The following is a 23,138-nucleotide window of genomic DNA, read 5'->3' on the forward strand; positions in this document are numbered from 1 at the left end:
GCCATAAAAGTAAAACAAGTGTTGCCTAAATCGTGAAAAACCGCGCCTCCGCCACTGCTACGTCTAGCAAGTTTAATTCCATCTTGCTCCATTTTTCGTGTATTACACTCTTTCCATGGATTTTGTGCTCGACCAATGACAACCGTATTATTGTTACGCCATAAAAAAAGTATACGTTGTGAAGGTGTTACTTGACGGAAAATCGCATCTTCAACCGCTAAATTAAACCAAGGATTATAAGAAGTAGAAAAAAGTACACGCAATGAGGACATAAATAATTACCAATAATTGACTATAAATATCTATAACACCAGAATTTATATAATAAAAGTTATTATGACTTAAACTTTAGTGAGTTGCATTACCTATTTGGGGTAAATATCGAATAAAAGATTAATTTTAATTCAGTACATCATAATTAAAATCAATTAGGCTAATCGCTTATCTGCATGTTTGACGAAAATGAAATTGTGTTATTTTAAGCTAAGTTTATATTGTTAAATACAGACAAACTTTTAATTAATGTTAACTATGCAAACTATTCATTTTTTATGATTGCTTGTCATATCCATCAAATATCTGCACGTTGTTATCTCCACTATTTTTCCGTAAGTAACCTTATTTAAAATCAATGTGCATTGATTAATACTGAATATGAGTGAGCAATTTTTCTATTATTTGATAATTATATCCGATGATTAATGGTTCCTCTTTAACAAATATTTTTTTAAATAATAAACGCTTATTTTTTATTTTTTGCCATTAAATTTGTTATAATAAATTGCATTTACGCTTTCTTAAGCTAGCTTTTTCTGAAAGTTTAGGAAAAACTTCATAGTTTAAGTTATCGTTATAATATTGTTTGTAAATATTTTTACACTGATACTATTTTTATTTAAGGAACATGATTATGCATAAGACCGCTGATATCAAAGAAGCAGTAAGTTATATCCAAACTTTAACCAATAAAAAACCAACTATTGGAATTATTCTAGGTTCAGGGTTAGGGCCATTTGCTGATACGCTACAAAATGCAGTACATATTCCTTACGATAATATTCCACATTTCACAAAATCAGCGGCTGTTGGTCATGCTAATGAACTTGTTATTGGTGATGTAGGCGGAAAAACGATTGTCGCAATGAAAGGGCGTTTTCATTATTATGAAGGATGTACGTTAGATCAAGTTACCTTCCCTGTACGGGTAATGAAAATGCTTGGGATCGAAAAACTGATTATTACCAATGCTTGTGGCGCGATTAATACCGATTTTGCACCGGGCGATTTAATGTTAATTACTGATCACATTAATTTAACAGGTAACAATCCATTACTTGGTCCAAATAATGCTGATCTTGGTGTTCGTTTCTTAGATTTAAGTGATACTTATAGTAAAAAGTTAAGAAAAACAGTATTAGATATTGCCGATGATTTAAATATTACCTTAAGACAGGGTGTTTATGCGTGGTGGAGTGGTCCGATGTACGAAACACCAGCGGAAATTCGTATGATGCGTACTATGGGTGCGGATGCAGTTGGTATGTCAACGGTACCAGAAGCGATTATTGCTCGTCATTCAGGTATTGAGACTATCGGCATATCATGTTTAACCAATATGGCATGTGGGATTTTAGATCAACCGTTAGGCCATGAAGAAGTGATCGAAACAGCGGAAAGAGTAAAAACAACTTTCTTAAATTTAGTGACTGAAATTATTGCAAGATTCTAATTAAATACGTTAACTTATTGAACTAAGGTACAATAATGAATATTAAAAATCGTTTGAAAGTCATGCTTTTTTTGCAATACTTTGTTTGGGGAAGCTGGCTTATCACTTCCGGCTCTTATATGATGCAAACCTTAGGCTTTAGTGGTAGTGATGTTGGTATCGTCGTCAGTTCATTTGGTATTGCCTCTTTATTTATGCCTTGTTTGATGGGGATTATTGCTGATAAATGGGTTTCAGCTAAGTATCTTTATGTGTTGTGTCATTTGATTGGTGCTATCGCCTTGTTTTTTGCCGCATCAGTTTCAAGCCCAATGATTATGTTTATGATCATGTTAATTAACATGTTAGCTTATATGCCAAGTATTTCTTTATCTAATTCAATTAGTTATTTTTGTTTAGATAATCAAAAAATTGATACTGTAACCACATTTCCAAGTATTCGTGTATTTGGTACAGTGGGTTTTATTGCGGCAATGTGGTTAATTAGTTTATTAAAAATTGAAGAGAGTAATACACAATTTTATATCGCTTCTGCCTCCTCATTGTTATTAGTTATTTATTCATTAACATTACCTTATGTACCTGTAGAAAAAAAAGAGAGCCAAACATGGATATCTCGTCTTGGTTTAGATGCGTTGGTATTATTTAAACAACCAACCATGGCTGTCTTTTTCTTATTTGCAATGTTATTAGGCGCGGTGTTACAAATAACCAATACCTTTGGTAATCCTTTCTTGCAAGATTTTAAACTTATTCCAGAATATAAAGATAGCTTAGTCGTACAATATCCAGCAATTTTACTTTCGATATCTCAAATGGCTGAGATTGGATTTATTTTAGCTATTCCATTCTTCTTGAAACGCTTTGGTATCAAGCAAGTTATGATCATTAGTATGCTAGCATGGACATTACGCTTTGGTTTATTTGCATTTGGTGATCCTTCACCATTTGGATTTATATTACTACTATTATCGATGATAGTGTATGGATGTGCCTTTGACTTTTTTAATATCTCAGGATCGATATTTATTGAAAAAGAAGTCAATCCAGCGATTCGAGCTAGCGCCCAAGGCTTATTTATGACGATGGTTAATGGCATAGGCTCTTATGTTGGTTCAATTCTAAGTGGTAAAGTTGTTGATAAATTTACTTCTATAGATGGTATCAAAGATTGGCAAGCTATTTGGTTAGTCTTTGCAGCTTATGCACTACTATTAGCCATAATTTTCTATTATACTTTTAGAGAAAAGGCTAAATGAAAAAGCGTCGTAAGCGCTCGATGTAGATGGTCGTTTACTTAATCCAGTTTGGAACTATGTAATAGTTAATCATTAAAGAATCAATAAGTTCATTAATGATTAACTATCCTATCTAGCTAATAGTATCATTAACTATACTTGTCGACGCAATAAAGTAGTAGCTTAACAGACTTACCTAGGTGTACTTCCTTACCTAATAAATAGCGATAATTTAATTAAATGTAAAATAAACTTATTATGACAATTGATAACTAAGATAGATATTATTTTAGGCTAAAACTTCCAATTTAATTGGCAATAATACAAAGTAATTAAGAAAGATGACACTTTATCATTCGATATTATTAAATGGTAAAGTCAAACACTTATTAAAAATAAGTGGCGAATATAGAGATAGCAATATATGAAAGAACGTTTTTTAGGTGCACTATTGGTTTTTTTAGGTGCATGTAGTTTTGGGGTATTATCATCAATTGTTAAAACGGCATATAAGTCGGGTTATTCTCTAGGACAAGTTACAGGCATACAGACTTTCTTTGGCATGATAATCTTATGGGCTATTTATGCTATTTATCATCTCATTTATAAGCCAACAGTATTACCACCTAAAACCATTCAGGGCAATAGGCTATGGCAGGTGTGTTTAGCCGGATTTTTCCCAGGATTGGTAGGCATTTTTTATTACCAATGCGTGCAGTTGATTCCCGCATCTGTGGCAATTATTTTGCTAATGCAATATTTATGGATAAGCGTCATTGTTGATTTTTTAATTTTTAAAAACAGACCGACTAAGAACCAAATTTTAACGGTAATGATGATTATTTTCGGTAGTTTATTAGCAGCTGGTATTTTTAATCAAAATATGGTCATTAATATAAAAGGCTATTTATTTGGTTTATTAGCCGCTTTAACTTACTCACTATTTATAATTACTAGTAGTCGAGTTGGCAATCAATTACCTACTTTGAAAAAGAGTGCACTAATGATAACGGGGGCATGTTTTATTACCTTTGTTATTTTTCCGCCAATCTTCCTATTTAAATTGGGTCTTAATGATAAACTTTATCAAATGGGGATTTTGTTAGCTATTTTAGGAACAGTATTACCCCCATTCTTATTTTCACTAGGTATACCTAAAGTGGGTATTTCATTAGGCGCAATATTATCAACAGCTGAGTTACCTGTTGCCGTAATAGCATCTTATTTTTATCTCAAAGAAAATGTTAATCTATCCCAGTGGTTAGGCGTAGTATGCATTTTATTGGCGATTATAGTGCCTAACTTCATTCCTCACATTAAACAGCGCAAGGTTTAATATTAAGCATCATTTGAAAGTAGAGTTGAAAAGAACAAAAGCAGGGTTAAGATAATAGACAATTTCCATTGTGAATATAAATTAAATCAAATATATAACATAACGGTTATGTAGTTTTATGTTGATAATGGGGTGTTGTTATATTGTCTTAGCCTTTTTAAACTATTTATTTAGTTGAATAGGGGCTTAGTGGTTAAGCAATAAATTGATCGTCATTTATTGTTTAAGGCTAAAATTTAAAATAATTTAATAAAAAAGTAAAAATAAAGGAAGGATATAAGATGAAAAAAAGACAACTAGTAGGAATAATGATAACGAGTAGTTTATTATTTGGCTGTGCTAAAGAGTCTTCAAGAACGATTGAACTACCCACTGTAAATAGTTATCACTCTGAATATCACGGTATAAAAACCAATATTGCTATAGGTAAATTTGAGAATCGTTCTACTTACCAGAATGGAATTTTTTCTGATGGCGTTGATAGGATCGGTAATCAATCTAAAACTTTATTAATTAGTCATTTGCAACAGACTGATCGTTTTAATGTGTTAGATAGAACTAATATGCAAGAATTAGCGACTGAAGCAAAATATAGCAAACAGCAACAAAAAGTGATGGGAGCTAATTACATTATCTCAGGTGATGTGACTGAATTTGGTCGTAAAGAAATCGGCGATCATCAATTGTGGGGTATTCTTGGAAAAGGCAAACAACAAGTCGCTTACGCTAAAGTTACGCTAAATATTATCGATATTCAAACGTCTCAAGTATCTTATTCTGTACAAGGTGCTGGTGAGTATAATTTATCAAATCGTGAAATATTAGGTTTTGGTGGTAAAGCCGGTTATGACTCAACGCTCAATGGTAAAGTATTAGATTTAGCCATTCGAGAAGCTGTTAATAGTTTAATTAATGGATTGGACAAGGGTACTTGGAAGCCTATAACTAAATAAAAATATAATGAAGAATAAAAGGATTATAAAAATGTTAAAAAAACAATCTGTTATAGGTTTATTGTTTACAGGAATGTTATTTTCTTTAAGTGGTTGTCAATCGGCTAAAACTATTTATTATTGGGATGATTATCAAGAAAATCTTTATAACTATACTCAAGTTAACAAAACGGGGAATGCTGAACAAATTCAATCATTAGAACATACTATTGAAAAAGCGAAATCGGCCAATAAACCGGTTCCACCAGGTCTGCATGCCCATTTAGGCCTTTTATATTCAAATGCAGGAAAAAAAGATAAAGCACTTGAACACTTTGAAGCAGAAAAATCGCTTTTCCCTGAATCAAAAAATTTTATTGATTTTATTGAAAAAAAATTATAAAGGACGTTAATCAATGAATAATAAATTTACTGCATTAATAACAATGTTATTTGCTCTTTTTATGCTAGTAGGATGCGCAACAAATGAAAAAAACTATGATTATGCCGCATTTAAAGAAAGTAAACCTAGCTCTATTTTAGTTTTATTACCTACTAATCATTCAAACGAAATCAACGCTAGTTATGGGGTGTTGTCTCAAATTACCTTACCTTTGGCGGAAGCAGGATATTATGTTTTTCCAGTCAATTTGACTAATGAAGTTTTTAAACAAAATGGTTTAACTATTGCTGATGACATTCATGCTGTTCCTCTAACAAAATTACAGCAAACTTTCCATCCTGATGCTGTGCTATATTTAAATATAACCAATTATGGTACTAATTATCAGATTATTAAGAGTGATACGCGTGTTACATTAGAAGCGAAGTTAGTTGATGCACGAACCGCGAGCGTAATTTGGACTGGCACGGCATCTGCATCAAGTTCTGAAAACCAACAATCTAACGGTAATCTAATTGGTTCCCTACTTACTGCGGCTATTACACAAATTAGTGATACAGTTAGAGATCGCAGTGTATCAATATCTGGATTAGCTGCTGCGAGATTATTTACCCCACATCCAATAAAATATGATGGTATTTTATATGGTCCATACGCTAATAATGCTAAATGAGATCACTAGTTATCAATCAATAGGTATACTAATATAATAAAATAAGGCGGTATCTGTTACCGCCTTATTAGCATATCAATGGATAAACAGTCAAAATTTATAAGCTTATTTTTAAAAATAGGATGAATTAAAAGTAATTGGGACTTTTGCATTATTTACTATTCTAACCAGATGGTATAACTGAAAAAAAGATCAATTGATTGATCATAACGCGTAGAAATAGCTAAAAACGGTATTTAAGCATAATAATGGTATCCTCAGCGACAAGATAATCGGCTTTATCCTTGCCAAGCCTCCTAGCACATCTGTTACTGATATCTTAAATAATTACCATATCTTTTATCCTTATTACTGATTTCCACTTTTCATTATCGTTTTGCATTGCTAAAAACCTTGAGAATAATCCCATTACATTAACCATCATTAGAAATTATTGCATATCATACTGATGATTTTGGTAATTATATTTCTAACTAATCATCAATCTCAGCTAGTAGTGGTGATATAACTAAATATAACTCTCCTCTAAACCAGTACAGCAAAAAAGTAGAAAATTCGCTATGATAAAAGTAAAAGGGAAGTTAATTATGAAAAAATGACTGAACATCAAATCGTATCGATTTTAAAATAAGCAGAGGCAGGGATTCCCGTTAAAGAATTGTGCCGTAAATATGGTATAGGTATTTACAAAACCATTCTGTTAAGTAAACAGAAGCGATGAATTATTGATTAATAAAAAATAAAAAATAGTGATCTTATTTATTATAAGAAATAGCCTATTTTCAATTAAATAAAAAACAGCATCACCATTTATAAACAACTAAGTCGGACTAGTCGATAGAATTGGAGAAGGACAGAAATATTACCCATACTGTATCAAAAGAGCTGCCACTAACAGGTAACCCATATTATGAGTATAATCTAAAACTACCCTACTAACGCGCTATAGAAAATAAACAGTTAGATAATCGTGTATATATGACATACACTATCATTATCTATCTACCGGTATTACAAATAAAAAGACAAAAATGGTATGACTCAAACTAATTAAGTTGTATACCCAAAGAACAAATCAACAATATATTAATCATAGCCATGTAGTAACTGAATGGATAAATATACTTTTGGTTTATTTTTATTATGCTATCATTAGTCGTTGCTGTAGTCGCTATTTTGTTGATATCTTATCAGCACATAACGGCTAGAACGACGATAAGATGGCTTTATTTTTTATGCCAAAGACCATCATCTCCTTTAACATATTGATGCTTAACGGCTGCCCAAGCAACTTTATGTGATACTTGCTCTTGGCTTTCATTGTTATTACGACGTTGAGGATCTTTATATTCATCCCAAGCATGATTATAGGCTTCTTTATAAATATCTTGAGCATGATCGGGTAAAACATGTTTGACTGATAGTGGCAAATCTTCCCTATTTTTATATGGCATTTTCTTTCCTTGATATGTTGATAACTTACTGTTTTTAATAAAATATTTTATATAATCCTATTATTTGTATTTAATATAACATGTCGTTTAAAATCAATAAAATGCAATATGATTTTTCAAATATTTTTCTTAATATAATAAATCATTTTTATTTACTAAGTGAATGACATGCAAATGTATTGTTTTCCAAATATGAGATTACAATGTAATTTTGTTTTATTGATAAATCTTTATCTAACAAATTTTGGTACATTATCTACTTATATTTTTAATAATAACTATGATCGTTAGATTATATGAAATCACATGTCGTTTAATCTGCCGGTAAAATGACGACAATATCAATCCATAATTTCTCTCAACGAAGGTTACTCTCACATTGAATGTTTTAATACCAACCTTGATATTTACTATTATTACTTACAAGATTCATTAACTAACATTCATCCTATCAATTAGATACTGAAAATTTCTTTGGGCTTGTGGTAGATATGATACGTCCTTATCCATCTCTTGCTATGATTTCTTTAGAATAATTATATTTTTATATCATCACCCAATCTTTCTACGGGTAATAGCTGCTTCAATATTTTTAGCCAGTTGATAAATTTTATCTTTGATAAGTGGAAGATGACCCTTTGGCCTTATCTTGTTTGCCAATTATTGTGAATTGTAGCCATGAGTAGTTGATTTAGCTATTTGTTGAATAATACTCAACGATATTATAATAACCATAATCAGAAAGAGGCGTTATCTTTATATACTATTCCAACAATCGCTGATTTTTCTTTTCGTCCATCGGTACGAATATTTTTAATTTTAGTAAAGCCCAGTAGTTTAATTCTTTTTATACTATCATTGCCTTATTATAACAATCGTTCTCAAAATGGCGTATTTCTTCCTCGGTATCAAACTTTGGCGAATTAATAAATAGTAAACTTTTAATAAATTATCGAATGGAATAGAAAAATATTTTCCCATTTTTTAGGATTTAAATTTTTTATCTTTGGATTAGATGTTACCAATGTTATTACTATTTTTGGTCAATGCTATTAATATTATTAAATATGATATGCTCAATTTCTTTTTTTAAATACTTTATCGATTAAGTGCAACAATGAGATTGTGAGAACTTATTGTAATTAACTCTGACTAATTTAACAATATCACTATAATCAATAGCCAGAGTTAAAAACATTTTATTCAACGTTTACGCCGTGTTGAGATGCTAATGTCAACAATCTAGTAGAGACTTTTTATTCTATAGATTTGAATTCTCATTCTATATCATCATATCATAACTATATTTAACTATTAGCGTCCCAGCCTAAACTGAATATCGCAAGATCGATTATAGGCGTTTCTTTTATTTTAAAGCTATTACTACCTTTGATTTATGAAACACCCATATTCTATGCTTTTTTAAATTAGGCTGCATTAATTCCATATTGTTTACACACGGAAGATAATCCTCCTGCATAACCTTGTCCAACAGCTCTAAATTTCCACTCATTGTTATGACGATATAATTCACCAAAAAGCATTGCTGTTTCAGTAGATGCATCTTCAGTTAAATCGTATCGGGCAACTTCAACTTGAGTATCATCGTTAACAAGTCTAATGTAGGCACCTTCTACCTGTCCAAAACTTTGTTTATGTACAATAGCGTCATGGATTGTTACAACAAAAACTAACTTAGCAATTTCCGCAGGGATTTTATCTAGTTGTATTTTTATTGTTTCATCGTCGCCTTCACCTTCACCAGTTCTATTATCACCTGTATGTTCAATAGAGCCATCAACAGATTTTAAATTATTATAAAATATAAAGTCTAAATCATTACGAACTTTGCCAGTTTCTGTTAAAAGGAAAACTGAGGCATCTAGATCATAATCCTGGCCGTCTGTAGCACGAACATCCCAACCTAAGGCCACTAACACATTTTTCATGCTTGGTGCTGTTTTACTTAACGAAACATTACCGCCTTTTGAAAGAGAAACTCCCATTTTTTTAACTCCTTTAATTATTGTTTATAACACTATATAATTTTCTTTTATTTTTTTATTTATCTGTTTTTTCAGGAAATAAAAAACTTGCAATAACACCAATGATTAATACAGTTAATACTATAATTAAACTCATTGTGGCTGAAATACTATAGCCATGATGCCATATATGATCAGTTGCATTTAAACACAATTTAAAAGCAATAAAGAATAATAATATAACGACAGATTTTTCTAAATGAACTAAGTATTGTTTTAATGCTTCTAAGACAAAGAACAAAGTACGTAAACCTAAAATGGCAAACAACATTGCACTATATACGATTAAAGGTTCTTTACTGATTGCAATCACCGCTGGAACTGAATCAAAAGCAAACATGACATCCGATAACTCTATAACCGCTAGACATAAAAAGAGTGGTGTGGCATAAATTAATTTTTTATTATTTTGGCTAATCAATAAATTCTTATTTTCTGGCTTAGCTAGTTCTTCATTAACCTGTTTTTGATTAATAAAGAAGTCGTGGCCATATAATTTAGGCCAAACAGGAAAAACTTTTTTCACGAGACGATAAGCTAAATGCTGAGAGTAATCTTCGATTTCATCCTCATCAGAGGTATTTTTCAGCATCATCACTGCTGTCCATCCAACAACAAAAGCAAAAATTAATTCAACATAAACGCTTAAATTAATTAATCCTGTACCAATAGCGACAAAAATCAATCTAAATATGATAGCGCCTATAATTCCCCAATATAATATTCTATGCCAATATTTCTTCGGTATCGAAAACCAAGAAAAAATAGCCATCATAACGAAAAGATTATCCACTGATAATACTTTCTCTAATGCATAACCCGTAAGAAATAAGCTACCAACTTCTGCTCCATGACGATAATATAGATAACCAGCAAAAAGCATTGCTACCATTATCCAAAATACCGACCATAAAGCGGCACTTTTTAAGCTCATTTCGCTATCTTTTTTATGCATAAAAAGATCAATAGAGAGCGCACCGATTAATAAGGCTATAAAAATTATTATTGTTTCTATTGGAAAACCAATATGTGTTAGTTCTTCCATATTCATCCTTAATATTATTTAATTAACTGAGGATACGTTGGAACTCTCAGTTTTAAAAATTTTAATTATATCTGTTATACAGATGATTATTTTCATATACTAACGTAAACTGTTAGTATCAATTTTATGGATTTATTTTTGTCCGGCAGCCCATCTAAAGCCCCAGCCATAGGCGTTATCTAATTCCCCTTGATGGTGGAAATACTGATTGATACGCTCAACTTTAATGCTACCTAATACATTTTTTAAACGTGCTATAGCACATAATGTTTTTCTATTATCACCTTCAGTTAAGCATGTCTCAATAGTTGGCTGTCCAGGTATATGAATTCGAACAACACCATCAGTTTTATCCCAACTAGGAACACCGTCATAAATAAAAGCATAAACTAATATTTCATCAATCATGTTCCAGTGTGAACCATTTATATATATCCATTCGCCATCTTTATTAGCTCCACTGCGATCGTCACCCATTAATTTAACGTAATATGGGTGATCTAATGATCCAAAACTATTCCCTAATGCTTGAATAACATAAATATTATTATCTCGTAAACGAACAAAAGCACCAAGATCTAAGTCAATATCATTATTGCCACAATTAAATAATTTACTAAAAAACCCTTCTTGCAAATTAGTTTCATTTTTATGCCAATTCAAGTTTATACCAATTTTACCGTAATCTTCTTGTTTAGCTAAATTCACTACCTTTTTTTCTTTAGATAAAGATATTTTGCTCAATCCTACCGTATTAGTCGGAGAGGAAGTCGTAGCAGAAGTGGTATCGACAAATTTAGATTTTAGTTCATCAGTGATACTGACGCCAAAATGTTCCGTTAATGAGGTTAAGCCATTATTAAATCCATGAGCATTATACCTAAATTTCCATTCATTATTGCGACGATAAATTTCACCTATGATCAATGCTTTTTCCTGACGACCTGTGACATCTACTTCGGCATTTGCGATAATTTCATTATCATATTCAAGTTGAATTGCTAAGTTTTTTAAATCACTAACACGTTGATGTTCATCGCAGGTAATAGCAAAGCAAATCTTCTGTACTTCTGTTGATAAACGCGGTAAATCTACTATGAACTGACTATTTTTATTATTTTTTTCCCATATAACCGAATCATCGTTATTTTTTGGTTGTCCCTGAAAGATCATATGTAAATTATCTTTCACTTTACCATTTGCTAACAATTGAAATGCAGAAGTATTACTCGTTAAATCAGAATTAACCTTGACGGTAATAATACCTGTAGGTATAACAATATTTGCGCCTAAAGATAAATTGAACATTATCTTACCACCATCTTCACAATATCATGATACATATTATTAATTGTTCTACCGGTACAAGGATAGCCTTGAGCAGTAAAATCCCAATTTCCATTATTACGTTTTAACGTTGCAATTACTATGCCTGTATGCTTTCCCTGTTCAGTTAATTCATAACGAACTAACTCTTCATTGTTTTGATTTAACACACGGCAAAAGGCATTTTCAACATTATTGAATGTTTGCCCGCGAAAACTATTGACCGTAAAAACAAGATATTCTACTTCGGCAGGAATTTTAGCTAAATCAACTAAAATGACTTCATCATCACCATCTCCAGCACCGGTTAAATTATCACCGCAATGCCTGACTCCACGGCATTTTGATTTAAGTTGAGCAAACCAAACTACATCAATTTTTCTACCATTTTCATCCAACATAAGGCAACTAGCATCAAGATCAATACTACCGGAGCTAAATAAAGAACGCCAAAAACCTTTCTTTTTTACAGGATCCCAACCAAGTCCAAAGTGTAGCTTATTTAAAAATGATGCTTGCTTTTTTAATGAAACCGTTTGATCTTTTTTCAATGAAATCATTACTCTCCCCCATTAATTTAAAGTTAACTATCTTAGATTACACAAATTTGTTGATGAGTTTATCGGGTTAATTATTGATGATTAATTAATCCCAAAATATTCTGCCCTTTCTATAATGTCTATTGCCCATTTATACTGAGTAGTCGGTTCACACATTGAACCATTAACTTTAAATACCGCTTCTGTTGCATTTAAAATTTGTTGAGCTTCTAAATATTGATTGTTTGAAACCATATAAGAATTAGTAATGATTTCTAGCTGATTTGGGTGAATAATTGTTTTACCAACTAAACCATGTAAAATATCCAACGCTACTTCTTTTTCTAACAAATCATTATTCTCAAAATGTTCACAAACAGGTGCGGTTAAATAAAATCCATTAGATGAAAAAACAGTTACTAACATTTTTATTACGTATCCAATCGGACCATCATATAATGTTAAATCTCTATCCCGTCTTAAACGTAGACCATTCATTAAATCATTGCCGCCTATACGTATTACAAGTATTCTCTCTCGGCAGGGATGGGTGGCTAATTTATCTGATAAGGCTTGCATTTTCAGCACATTGTATACATCATGATTTTCTAATGTCGGCATGATGTATAACTGAGAGGATTTAATAATTTGCCACCATTTTTCGATAGATGTTATATCGAATTTTGGTAAAACAAATCCTGAGATATAATTTAATGAAATATTTTCAATGATCCATGTTGCTACATCAGTGTTTCTCGGCCGAATAAAAATGAAAGGTAAAGTATCAATATAAGAAGGATCATTCTGTATTTTTTCTTCTATTTTTATTATAGTATTGTTTAAATTCTGTTTAGCATAAGCCAACTCTTCTATTTTAACGGCATCTTCTAGACAAATAATAATTGACTTAAGATCAGAATATTTATTATTAATAATAATATTAACTAAATCCGAATGGGTAGCTGGTATATATAAACTTGAGCCAATATTCCATGGCGAGATATTTTTATTCATTAAGAGACCTTCTTAATAATTGTGACGGCTCGGTAATTCCCTAGCATTGTCTTTTCTTCTAAAATGGCTAATCCTTTATTTTTGGCTAAATAGACCAGTAATTGGACATCAGGATCATTAATATCTCTGACTAAAACATGTTCAGGGATTCTTCTTAATACTGCTCGTGTTGCCTCAGCAATACCTGGCTTAATCCGATTTAAATTAGTAATACTATATTTTTGGGCTAATTGTTGAATAACATCACGACTTCTTTGTCGCAATTTTTGCTTATCGGTAGTACAGTTAACTAAAGTAGGTAGTTCTTCTAACTTAATTTTAGCTCGGTACTGATCAACAATATCAACCAGCGATTGGCTACAATCGAATTCAGTCAGATGATGACAAACGATACAATTATGTAATCCACTATTAGACCATATAGATCGAGAAATCATTCCCGAAACGGGAGCCCCCATGATCCCAAAAGGGATAAGCCAATCGTCATCACTTGCCGATAGCCAAGCACAACCACAAGGATCAGCTAATACTAATAATTTCGGCATAGTTTGGTAACCAGAACGGCGAGCAATAGATTTCTGTAATTCATCAGTAATTGCGCCTTTTCCAGTCCAGCCATCTACAAATATAATACCTTCAACGCCATGCCGTTGTTCGATCCATTTCAACGCAGTTTCATCAATGCCTCGATCACGAATAATACTAATCCCATAGTGATATGATTCTTTTCCCATATCTTGCAAAGCTCTTTGCAACATAACGCCTAAAGGAACACCAGCGCGGACTAAACTAACTAAAACAATAGGTTGATTAATTTCATTTATTAACGATAATGCTAATTGTGTCACTTCTTTAGCTAGCCTAGCCCCCTCTTTTTGTATAGCCTTTTCAAATAATTCTAAATGCCAACTAGTTGGCGGCGACTCATGACTAATCATCTCAGAATAGTGTTTTTTACCTGATTGAATTAATTTTTCTTTAAGGTCAACTGGCGTCATTTCCATTTCTATAATATTGAGTAGAAATTGAACATCGTTATCTTTATAGGAGCCAGAAAAAGGGGTTATGATAGACATTATATTTACTCACTAAAAATTAACTGATTAATTGCATTGGTGAATTGACTCTGTTGAGGAATACAAAACCAAGAGCAAAGCTTCATAAAACTAAAATCACTTAAGCTATCACCAATACCAAGTAAAGGAAAAACCCCGCGTTCTGATTTTAACTTTTCAATTAGCCAACATGCCGCTTTCCCTTTTTCGATAGGCGTTGGGATCCAAGCTATATTATTATCATTACGATGGATATAAAATCCGTCGGTACTAAATATATGTTCTAATTCATCAGCAAACTTATATAATTGCGCCAATTGATTACTATCCCTATGTTTCATAACAAAATAGATAGGAATATCGTCATATTCATAATTGATTCTTACCCAAGCATTTAAACCTCTATCATCCATCAGTTGTTCAATCTGATTTTGCAATTCAATTAAACGATTATAGTAAGGTCGAATAGCTTTTAATATCTGTGCTTTCCATGCTTCGTCGATTTTTCCTTCCGCATCTAAAATCACTGCCCCATGAGTAGTAATTGCCCATGAGTTAAATGGTAATTTAACGCGTTGAATCTCTTGTGTTCCACGGGCCGTAACTGGTATAACATCAGCATTTTTTAATAACCACTGTACAAATAAAGATTGCTCTTCACTCATAAAACTGCGCGGAACTAAAGAACGATCAAGCGCAGCTACATGATGGATAGACATATTTAATTCTTGCTGCATTTTCCGTTTGGTCTGAAATAAAGTATCATCTAAGTCGGTTAATACAACGGGTTTGATTGAAGCTATACTATTCATAACAGATAACCTCTACCTCTGGAGTAATTGCATATAAACTATCTAAAAATGCTGGGTCTATACTTTCTTTAGTTGTCTCAACACATAATAAAATCTGATCAAATTTCTGATGAGCAATATTATAAATAAAATTAGGTATCCCTTGCCCGTAATTATCAGTAAACGATAAAACAGATTGTATGGCTAAACCAAGAGCAATTGGTGAGCGTGTTGTGGAGCAGAAAAAAACATTTGCTCCTTGTTTTTCTAAACGTTCAGCTAATAAGAAAGGTTTCCATAAAAATTCGCAACTGCCAATAACTAAAATAGTTTTATCTGGTTGACCAGTAATATGTAAAGCTAAATTATCTTCGCTATGTTGTACACCTAATCGTCCCCAATCTTGCTCACCAATTACAAGTGTATTACGTTGCTTAGTAATATTTACATTTGGCATGCTCGGAGGTGTAGCTTGCAAATTAGGGTGCCAAAGCCAGCTACCATTAAGCAAAGCATAACAATGGATAGGAATACAACTGTGCTTAATGCCATCCTCATTCCAATTAATCAATGTTAATATGATTATCTGTTTAATATTTTTAAAGTGATCGGTATGCAATAGAGCTTCAATTAAATTTCTAAATGTATTACCGGTTGTCATTTCATCATCAATTAAAACTAAAGTGCTAGCATTATGTAATATCTGCCTCATAGTTACATCATTAGGAAGATAAATAAGATGATCTGTAGCATGACTATGATTTTCTTTGAATTCACATAAGAGCTCACTATCCATTTCATGACGTGTTGATGTTAATAAAATTGCGTTATCAAATTTGTCTTTTGACTCATGAAATACACCAGCAGCCAATCCCACTGCTGTTTCCGCCATTCCAATAAAAACAGCATCACCTTTAAGATTAGTTGGTAACAACTGGCTTAAATCTTGATAACTTTGTCGCATTTTACTTGGCGATACAGGAATATGTTTACCTAATATCTTACTTACAAACAGAAAAGCTCTTTTAGGATTATTTCTTTCGGCAATTTCAAATAAATCATTTATCGAATACTTTCCCGTTTTATATTTTATTGAGAGCGTGCCTCTACTTAATTTCTTTTTATTATTATTCATATATTAATTTATATTAAATTCGTTAATTTTTCCGGATATTTAGTCGCCGAAGGAAGAGAAATGACTTCAGTTGACTTAAAATTAGCTAAACAATAAGCCTTAATTTCGGCTTGAGTCATAACATTTAAATGAAACATCACCATTAAACCAGGAAGATTAATACCGCTGAGTAATGTATTTCCTACTCCTCCTGAAGGCCGCATATTAATTTCTAATAACGTCGATAAGCCTAATTCATTATTACGCGTTTGAACATTAACTAAACCATCGGCTTGCATAATTTCAGCACATTGGCAGGCAAGTTCAAAAGCACTACCACTATTCTTAAGTATTTGTTTTGAGCCATGCTTTTCTCTAGCTACAGCGGATAAAATATCTCCTTTATCGGCGATGATATCAACTGAACATTCTGGAGCACCTAAATATGGCATCAAAACCATCGGTTTAAAATTATTAGATGCTTCGCATAGTTGTAAATAAACTTCTGGTTTAACCTTTCTGTCTTCAGGATGAGAAAAGATTCTAGATGGCGAAATTTTATTATCAAATCGCCAAAATCCCATACCATAAATACCCTCAACGGGTTTAATACATAAGTTCTCAAAAGGAGGGTTAGCAAAATGTTTTTTTAGCTCATTGATATTATTAATTAAAATAGATGGAACAACAGATAATTTTTGTTTTTGCATAAATAATGCAAAATCCATTTTATTTTCAGATATATGTAGTAATTGAATATCGCTTGCACCAGTAATTAACTTAACACCAGTTAATTCAATTTTTGAACGATATTTTTCGTACCAACTAGCATTTTTAGCAATATACAATACATCAATACAGTATTTTTCAATAGTATTAATCAAGAACGGTAAACGCTCTTGTTCATTTGAAGGCTCTATAAACGCATAATCTGCTACCGATAAAATTTCTTTACGATATTCCCGATGAGAAGCAAAAATTTCTATAGAAACATTATATTTTTTAGAAAAATCTTTAATAGCTAAAATGATTTCTCGTTGTGATGAAAAACCTTCTGTAAACCAAATACGCTTCGCCATATAATTTTTAGCACTCCAGCTATCTATAAAATAGTAACTGCTGTTTAAGCAATTAGTTATTAATAGGAATAAATTGTTTTTTATTTTTAGACCACATGGCCCCATGTTTGACTAGTTTAAGCATTGGGATATCGCCAGATGTATCGCCATATGCGTACGTATTGTCATCTTGAATATTAGGATACTGTTTTAAAATCTGCTTAACTTTTTCTTCACCATAGCAATTTGTGCCTATCATTTTGGGTAATGTTCCTAAAAATGGGGTTGATATGACATTAGAAAAACCATTCTGTTTAGCCCATGGTGATAAATAAAGATCTAAAGAGGCACTAACTAAAATACATTCATGACCTAATAGAATATGTTTTTTTAAAAGTACAATGCCCTCTGGTCTCATTATGGTTGGTAATATTTCTTCAATAAATCTTTGGGCACTATGATTTAATTCTAATACAGAATATTTCGATAGATAGATTTGTAGTGCGCTATTCTTAACTTCACCACGCAATTTTCTGTTAAAAATAAAGCGAAACATTACGGGTAATAACAATATCAATTTCAGTATAAACATGGGCCAGCCAACAATAAAAATGATAAATGGCAGTAATGAATCGCGAGTCGTTAATGTACCATCAAAGTCAAAAAAAACTTTCATATGAATAGGCTTACTTTGGTTATCCAATTTAACTTTATTGTTAACATACTGGAAATGATTATACATTTAATGCAATTATTTTGTAAAGATGATTTCATGGCATAACCATTTATTATCAGTTAAGTAAATAATTTAATAAAATATTTGGAGTTAATTATGAACCTATATTCAATTGCAATAATCTTTATTTTATCTGACAGTTAAGTTATTTTATAACGTAAAAAGGAATGCTATAAATGAATGAAATAGCTTAAATTGAATCTGACAGGCACTTATTATTTATAGACCTTGGTCTTAACAAAATGCGAGTCAGATAAGCAAAATAATTTCTCCAATGGCTTGTCCTTAACCCACCCTTTGGCCCCGTTTCTTATTTACCATGGTGTTTTTCCATAACACTATTTTCCAGAATGGGGATTGTAAAACGCAGGCCATTGCTCAATATCGTTTTGTATTTCACTCAATTGCGTGTAAATCTTACGTCGAAATAAAATAACATAACATTCTGTTTTCATCGCCTTATGAAATTGCTCATAAATACCGTTAGTTTGAGTGCTGTAGACGTTGGTGTTGGTGTGTTCAATATCTTCTAAATTAAGATAAAGTTCATAAGCATGACTCTCCTTATGACCATTATATTCCGTCCCTCGGTCTATAAGAGTGCGTAAAAGCGCGTTTGGAAGTTGTATGACACTATTGTTAAATATAAGCTCGATTTCATGCCAGAATGGAAATAGACCAATTTTCCATTATTAAGTGGGGATTATTTATTTTCCTATGCTTTTGTAAATTATCTAAATACAATTTGAATTTATGTTTATCCTGAAAAGGAATAATGATAATCAAAAAGGTTAAATATTACATTTTTCCATATAACCCCCACAAAAGTGGGAGTGTGATTAATAAAGTAAATTATTTATCAAATTCGTTAATAATTTCTTTAGCTGTTTTACCATCAAGCTTTCTTCTAATTTCAGCAAATATTTTATCTTGATCTCCTTCATTTTCCATGTTCAGTCCGGCAGCTATAGATAATTTAATAATTACGCGTGCTAAATTTTCTTTATCGGCATCATTTAATTTCTCAACGACTCTTTTACCAGAAGTTTCATAAGTTTCAATAGATGATAAATCAAATTTAGGTGTATCGTCACCACAAGCAATTAGAAAAAAACTTAATAATGATATGGCTAGTAATTTTTTGAGCATTTCCTTTCCTTAAAAGTATATTTATTAATATGCGGCACTATTTTTATATTAAAGATGACTAATTATCAATAAATAAATATAAAAATGATTATTTTTTGAGATTCTAAGATTGATAGAATTAAATTTAGTTGATAATTATCTTATTTTTTGAATTTAAAAAGGTTTTTTTAGATAGTGAATATGGTAACTTCAAAATTTATTAATAATAATTTAACGTTAGATCATCCGGTTAGAGGCTTTATCTATTTCTTACATTTAAGATAATTTAAATCGTACGTACGATTACTGCAATTATAATCTAGTTGATATTGATGATAAGGTAAGCTAATACTAATAGCTGCCATCTATTCGAATAGCTTCCTAAGGCGCGTTGGCAGAGTGGTCATGCTGCGGATTAAAAAATCATCCTTTGACAAATGCTAACAAAAGAATGGCTATGTTCTGTAGCTGTTTATTTTTGCTATTCGATGGACAGGCGCTTACCGCACCAGACTCAGAAGTTGTTGAAGTGGGCGTTGGAATAGCTATAGGGGAATACAATATAGACTTTTTAGACGATTGGCTTTTTCATTGATCGAGAGAATTTGAGTCACGAAGCTTCTGTATTAAAAATACCGATTCTATTCAAAAATTAATGAGTACTGTTAAAAGTTAGAAATAAAACACAGAGCTAGATACAAACCCCTTCATAGAGTTTTTATAACTAAAAATGGTATTTAAACGCCGCATAGGGGGGTTAGAAATACTTAAAGAAGTATCGGCAGTTGTTCTCAGACTTAACCGCCGCGCAAGTGGCTTAGAAAGTGCGCTGAAATATCAATATATAATCTCAACGATTCAAACCGCAACCTCATTATTAGCAAGCAATATCATTTTTTAGTGTTATCAGTCTGCTATAAAGAAGATGTTTTGCGGTTAATATTTTGTGGTGATATTTTAACGATAGAAAATAAGTTAACGGGGTAGGACATTATCACGACCAAGCATTGCGGTGGTGAACATTGAGCTTATATTGAGAAAACCAGTATTAAAACAATGCCAAAAGGTCAAAAAGATAGTGACTTATAAGTTGCTTTGATATTCAAAAAGGCGTGATTAATTTACCAAATGAGAGGTGTTGCCACGTGGAAAAGTGCTAATGTCCGATACACGTGAAGCAATGCATAAAAGTGCTATAAACAATAATGTAGATTGAACTATACAAGATGATTAGCTAGTTGTTATTGCTAAAAATAAAGCCCTTGTTAATAACAAGAGTTGGGTTATTTCACGCAATACTGGCATGATCGGCAATCCAAAAAAACTAACGACGGGCTAGAAATTACAACGCTATGTAGTCCACGTTATAGGGTGGGTGTTCTTGTTATTGTTGAATCAAAACTAATAGAATGTAACGGAGATAACAAAATTAAATCAATAGAGCATAGCGGTGATGTGTACAGTACATACTGTACACAGTTGCAAATTCATCATTGTTTAATGATGAATTTGCAACTGTTTAAATTATCTGTTATTTTGTCGCCCTTTTATAAAAAAGGGGAATAGCAAATGAAAAAAATACTCATTGGGTTAATGTCGGTTGTATTGTTATCTGGTTGCAAAGTTGAGTTAGCGCCAACCGTAAATTTAAGCGATGTCAATAGCGAAACCGCCAAAACAGTTCAGTCAAAACTTATTGTCGAGGTTATGTCTTGCACAAATTTTGAGGATTCAAGAAAAGAATCGTCAGACATAATCGAGGCAAAAAAAGAAATTTCGAAAATTTTCACCGATGCTAAATATGTAGAATGCTACCGCGAGAAAATGGACTCAAAAGCGCTGTTTGAAATTCCTATTACTGTCGGTGGTAAGGAAGCTTCTGGTGATATTCAAATACGAAACGGTGGATTTGGCGGCGGCATGATTGTGTTAGTTTCTGATAACCTCAGGAATAAAATTAATCAACAACAAAAATCGTCATTTTCTAAATTTGAACCATCAATTAATGTAACAATTAAAAATGATTTAGATAAAAACCAAGATATAGTGGTACATGGCGTTTTTGCTGATTCTACGTATTATTTACCTTATTCTTGGTATCAGTTAGTAGCGGGAAAAACTCAAACATTTAAGCTTTCTGATGTTTCTGTATTAGCAATAATTAAGCAAGGGGGTGCGTTAATTTATGAAGATTTTGACAAGCGATATGAAATAAACAAACAATAAAAATTTTACCAATAACCCGCTTTGGCGGGTTTTTATTATCGCTTAACCGCCATATAGGCGCCTTAGAAATTTATAAAGGCGAAATAGCGTGCCGTACACCTTTTAACCACTGTATAGGTAGTTTTTTATTATTAGTTATCATTGATAATGAAGACGACTTAAAACAAACATATTGATTTGCAAGGTAACCCAAATTTTGGTTATGGATATAGTTAGGCATTTTACTAGCTCCAACTTAACCTGACAGACACGGCCTACTCATCGGCATTGGCTCTAACACAATGACTGTCTGATAAGTAAAATAAATTCTCTAGCAGCTTTTCTTTAGCCAGTCCCTTTGTCTCTACTCAAGTTTGCCAGGGCGTTTTACCATAACAGTATTTCCCTCAATGTGATCTTTCCCGATGGTAAAACTCTAGTCAAAGCCCAATATTTTTTGGATTTATTTCAGTTCAGTATATATTTTACGTCTAAACATAATATTATCATATTCGCTCTTCATCATCTTATGCAATCGCTCACATATATTATTCGTTTGAGGGCTGTAGTCTTTTGTTTTCGTATCCGATAAATCCAGATACAGTAAATTATTTTATAACGTAAAAAGGCGTGTCAGAAAAAAATCAAACAACAAAAATCATTATTAACACTTTTAGCATTAGCCAATCAACTCTGTAACATTCAGCAAGCTTGCAAAGTCATGGGATAGTTACAATAGCAGTGTGATATTTATTTTTTTATAGTTGTTTTAGTTATTAAGTAGTTATATGATGCTAATCTATTTAGATTAGCGTTTTTGGTTAAGTTATGAATCCTGATATTGTTGATAAGCCATAAGAATAAAAAACCAAAGAATCAGTTTAACTGATTTTATCTTATTTATTTTATTAAATAAAAGGAGAGTGGCATGGTCGCATCCACTGATATCACTCTGGAGTTACTTAAAAGCCAATTAATCAGCAGTAATAATTACCTATTACAGATAGATAGAGTAAGTAGTCCAATATCTGTGCATACCGTTACAGGACAAGAAACATTAAATAAACTATGGCGTTATGAAATTGTTTTTACCTCAAGCGATAAACAGCTTTCTCCTAATTCAATTCTGACGCAAAAAGCGCAGTTTACCTTTCAGCCACAACTAACGACCACTTTTTCTAAAAAGATAAGCTCATTAACGAAGCCTGTACTTCCACGCACTTTACATGGTGTGATTACTCGATTTAGCCTGCTATCGGTAAATAAACAGGAAGCGCGATACAAAGTGACATTGGAGCCGCATTTAGCCTTATTAGG

At 32.0% G+C, this 23,138-nt stretch carries 23 protein-coding genes; 9 read left to right on the forward strand and 14 right to left on the reverse strand.

Translation table 11 applies throughout. From position 1 onward, the window contains the following. Positions 1–272: lipoyl protein ligase domain-containing protein (locus tag O970_RS09425; RefSeq protein WP_420885475.1), on the reverse strand; the 272-nt coding region annotated here is incomplete at its 3' end. A gap of 638 nt (positions 273–910) precedes the next feature. Between O970_RS09425 and O970_RS09430 the strand changes: the two genes are divergently transcribed. The 6 genes from O970_RS09430 (at position 911) to O970_RS09455 (ending at position 6,311) form a co-directional block, all read left to right on the forward strand. Further along, on the forward strand, positions 911–1,729 hold the full coding sequence (locus O970_RS09430; protein WP_133459445.1) for a purine-nucleoside phosphorylase: 819 nt from the start codon (positions 911–913) through the stop codon (positions 1,727–1,729). Positions 1,730–1,764: 35 nt separating this feature from the next. Further along, on the forward strand, positions 1,765–2,988 hold the full coding sequence (locus O970_RS09435) for a nucleoside permease (RefSeq protein WP_133459446.1): 1,224 nt from the start codon (positions 1,765–1,767) through the stop codon (positions 2,986–2,988). 403 nt (positions 2,989–3,391) lie between these two features. Then, positions 3,392–4,303 carry an EamA family transporter gene (locus O970_RS09440; protein ID WP_133459447.1) on the forward strand — a complete coding sequence of 304 codons (912 nt, stop codon included), beginning with the start codon at positions 3,392–3,394 and terminating at the stop codon, positions 4,301–4,303. A 281-nt stretch (positions 4,304–4,584) separates the two neighbouring features. Further along, positions 4,585–5,256: a CsgG/HfaB family protein gene (locus tag O970_RS09445; protein ID WP_133459448.1), complete on the forward strand. Its 672-nt coding sequence runs from the start codon at positions 4,585–4,587 to the stop codon at positions 5,254–5,256. 31 nt (positions 5,257–5,287) lie between these two features. Further along, the gene (locus tag O970_RS09450; RefSeq protein ID WP_133459449.1) at positions 5,288–5,638 is read left to right on the forward strand and encodes a DUF4810 domain-containing protein; all 351 of its coding nucleotides are present in this window, start codon (positions 5,288–5,290) and stop codon (positions 5,636–5,638) included. Positions 5,639–5,651: 13 nt separating this feature from the next. Continuing rightward, on the forward strand, positions 5,652–6,311 hold the full coding sequence (locus O970_RS09455; protein ID WP_133459450.1) for a DUF799 domain-containing protein: 660 nt from the start codon (positions 5,652–5,654) through the stop codon (positions 6,309–6,311). A 1,226-nt stretch (positions 6,312–7,537) separates the two neighbouring features. Here O970_RS09455 and chaB read toward each other — a convergent pair. The 13 genes from chaB to O970_RS09520 all read right to left on the reverse strand — a co-directional run bounded on the left by chaB (position 7,538) and on the right by O970_RS09520 (position 19,637). After that, on the reverse strand, positions 7,538–7,765 hold the full coding sequence (gene chaB / locus O970_RS09460; RefSeq protein ID WP_133459451.1) for a putative cation transport regulator ChaB: 228 nt from the start codon (positions 7,763–7,765) through the stop codon (positions 7,538–7,540). A 1,427-nt stretch (positions 7,766–9,192) separates the two neighbouring features. After that, positions 9,193–9,771 carry a TerD family protein gene (locus O970_RS09465; RefSeq protein WP_133459452.1) on the reverse strand — a complete coding sequence of 193 codons (579 nt, stop codon included), beginning with the start codon at positions 9,769–9,771 and terminating at the stop codon, positions 9,193–9,195. 55 nt (positions 9,772–9,826) lie between these two features. Further along, positions 9,827–10,855: a TerC/Alx family metal homeostasis membrane protein gene (locus O970_RS09470; protein ID WP_133459453.1), complete on the reverse strand. Its 1,029-nt coding sequence runs from the start codon at positions 10,853–10,855 to the stop codon at positions 9,827–9,829. A 132-nt stretch (positions 10,856–10,987) separates the two neighbouring features. Then, positions 10,988–12,163: a TerD family protein gene (locus tag O970_RS09475; RefSeq protein ID WP_133459454.1), complete on the reverse strand. Its 1,176-nt coding sequence runs from the start codon at positions 12,161–12,163 to the stop codon at positions 10,988–10,990. After that, a complete protein-coding gene (locus O970_RS09480; RefSeq protein WP_133459455.1) occupies positions 12,163–12,741 on the reverse strand; it encodes a TerD family protein in 579 nt (192 codons plus the stop codon). Before O970_RS09480 ends, O970_RS09475 begins: the two co-directional genes overlap by 1 nt. Positions 12,742–12,822: 81 nt before the next feature. Next, positions 12,823–13,734, reverse strand: coding sequence for an HpcH/HpaI aldolase/citrate lyase family protein (locus tag O970_RS09485; RefSeq protein ID WP_133459456.1), 912 nt, complete (start codon positions 13,732–13,734; stop codon positions 12,823–12,825). Beyond that, on the reverse strand, positions 13,734–14,810 hold the full coding sequence (locus O970_RS09490) for a cysteine protease StiP family protein (protein WP_133459457.1): 1,077 nt from the start codon (positions 14,808–14,810) through the stop codon (positions 13,734–13,736). Before O970_RS09490 ends, O970_RS09485 begins: the two co-directional genes overlap by 1 nt. Before the next feature lie 5 nt (positions 14,811–14,815). After that, a complete protein-coding gene (locus tag O970_RS09495) occupies positions 14,816–15,601 on the reverse strand; it encodes an HAD family hydrolase (protein WP_133459458.1) in 786 nt (261 codons plus the stop codon). Then, on the reverse strand, positions 15,594–16,715 hold the full coding sequence (locus O970_RS09500) for a phosphoribosyltransferase domain-containing protein (protein WP_133459459.1): 1,122 nt from the start codon (positions 16,713–16,715) through the stop codon (positions 15,594–15,596). Before O970_RS09500 ends, O970_RS09495 begins: the two co-directional genes overlap by 8 nt. An 8-nt stretch (positions 16,716–16,723) precedes the next feature. After that, on the reverse strand, positions 16,724–17,773 hold the full coding sequence (locus O970_RS09505) for an ATP-grasp domain-containing protein (protein ID WP_133459460.1): 1,050 nt from the start codon (positions 17,771–17,773) through the stop codon (positions 16,724–16,726). A 52-nt stretch (positions 17,774–17,825) separates the two neighbouring features. Beyond that, entirely contained in the window at positions 17,826–18,428 is a 603-nt protein-coding gene (locus tag O970_RS09510; RefSeq protein WP_166667117.1) for an HAD-IB family hydrolase, read from the reverse strand. A 398-nt stretch (positions 18,429–18,826) separates the two neighbouring features. Then, on the reverse strand, positions 18,827–19,171 hold the full coding sequence (locus O970_RS09515) for an integrase core domain-containing protein (protein WP_133459465.1): 345 nt from the start codon (positions 19,169–19,171) through the stop codon (positions 18,827–18,829). 169 nt (positions 19,172–19,340) lie between these two features. Beyond that, positions 19,341–19,637: a DUF6694 family lipoprotein gene (locus tag O970_RS09520; RefSeq protein WP_133459462.1), complete on the reverse strand. Its 297-nt coding sequence runs from the start codon at positions 19,635–19,637 to the stop codon at positions 19,341–19,343. Positions 19,638–20,007: 370 nt separating this feature from the next. Between O970_RS09520 and O970_RS09525 the strand changes: the two genes are divergently transcribed. From O970_RS09525 to O970_RS09535, 3 genes are all read left to right on the forward strand, one after another. After that, positions 20,008–20,211 carry a type II toxin-antitoxin system death-on-curing family toxin gene (locus tag O970_RS09525; protein ID WP_275055069.1) on the forward strand — a complete coding sequence of 68 codons (204 nt, stop codon included), beginning with the start codon at positions 20,008–20,010 and terminating at the stop codon, positions 20,209–20,211. Between the two features lie 974 nt (positions 20,212–21,185). Further along, the gene (locus tag O970_RS09530) at positions 21,186–21,842 is read left to right on the forward strand and encodes a DUF7424 family protein (RefSeq protein WP_133459464.1); all 657 of its coding nucleotides are present in this window, start codon (positions 21,186–21,188) and stop codon (positions 21,840–21,842) included. Positions 21,843–22,749: 907 nt separating this feature from the next. Next, positions 22,750–23,138 (forward strand): contractile injection system protein, VgrG/Pvc8 family (locus O970_RS09535; RefSeq protein ID WP_202976393.1); only part of this gene is annotated, 389 nt, incomplete at its 3' end.

Origin of the sequence: Candidatus Schmidhempelia bombi str. Bimp, assembly GCF_000471645.3 — a bacterium.
GTDB classification, from domain to species: domain Bacteria; phylum Pseudomonadota; class Gammaproteobacteria; order Enterobacterales; family Orbaceae; genus Utexia; species Utexia bombi.